This is a genomic window from Acinetobacter sp. 228, assembly GCF_048147885.1.
Map to the genome: position 1 here is coordinate 1 of NZ_JAYWYV010000397.1, position 1204 is coordinate 1204.

2 protein-coding genes are annotated in these 1204 nt (G+C 32.3%); one reads left to right on the forward strand and one right to left on the reverse strand.

The features are described 5' to 3' along the window. Positions 1-59: 59 nt before the first annotated feature. Positions 60-173 (forward strand): hypothetical protein, encoded by a 114-nt coding sequence (locus tag VXQ92_RS19325; RefSeq protein ID WP_416682889.1) that lies wholly within the window; start codon positions 60-62, stop codon positions 171-173. A gap of 161 nt (positions 174-334) precedes the next feature. Here VXQ92_RS19325 and VXQ92_RS19330 read toward each other — a convergent pair whose 3' ends face one another. Next, on the reverse strand, positions 335-916 hold the full coding sequence (locus VXQ92_RS19330) for a histidine phosphatase family protein (RefSeq protein WP_005124302.1): 582 nt from the start codon (positions 914-916) through the stop codon (positions 335-337). Between the last annotated feature and the right edge of the window lie 288 nt (positions 917-1204).

Below are 1204 nucleotides of genomic sequence, written 5' to 3' on the forward strand. Positions count from 1 at the left end.
AACAAGGTATTGCTGCTGCTGAGTGGAGTTTAGGATTGCTTTATTTCAATGGGGTTCTTGTGGAGCAAAACATTCCATTAGCTCAATATTGGTTACAAAAAGCAGAAGCAAATGGATGGTTTCCGGCTCAGGATCTTTTGATTTCTATCGATGAAAATTATCAAAAAATTTAAGTCTATAAATTCAGATTATTTTCTCCTTGGGTATTTCGTCTAATACCTGTTAAGTTGAAAGAAAAACTTATCAGGTACTAAACTTATAACCAAAATGATTAAGGCATACGTTAATTCCGTTAAGTAAGTAGTCCGTACAGCCTTTATGAATGCACTTCAGTTCAATAAGTAAAAAACTGAGTATTTCTAATTGGTTGATAAACCAAGTTGTATCTAAACTGCTGCATTAAATCTTTTGAAATTGGTTGAGGTCGTTGTATCTGCATCCTCAAAAGCTGTAAAAACTGGCCATGGCTAAACACAGCCAAATTCTTTTGGACATAATTTTCAGCCAATACTTTTAACTTTTCATGAAAAGCTTGAACCCGCATATATAGATCTTCAAAAGACTCGGCATCATCAGCATCTTTGTGCTGATAATCCATTTTTTCCCAATATGCATTTACCCAAGCTTTACGGTCGTCCATATTGGTATTGGCACATTTGCGTTCAGACAAATAGCTAAACTCATGCAAATGTTCATCTACTTCAAAATTGAGATTATATTTTTCTAAGAGTGGGGCGGCGGTTTGATGTGTACGCAAATATTGAGACACGATCACATGAGCAATCTCAGGTAGTTTTAAACAGAGTGCTTGAGCTTGTTTATGCCCATCTTCACTTAAAGTAATTGAAGCATGTGAAAGGGTTTTTCCATTAATATTGGCTTCACTTTCAGCATGTCGGATCAAAAAAATACTCATATTAATTCCGTTAAACTCTTTGGAGCGATGGATCTAACTCGAAATGAGTAATCTTATAAGCTGAAGATAGAAAAATCATTTTTATAATTTGAATTTTAGAAAATTATGGAAAGATTGATAAAAATATAGCTAAATTATAATTTAATTTTTGGTGCTACTTGTAATGAACCCAAATTAAAAAACCTGAGAATATCTAAATATTATTGTTCTGAAATATGCAAGGTAAGTCATAATAGATAAAAACACATAATCTTATTGAAAATAAAAAAATTAGGACTATTTTAGTTT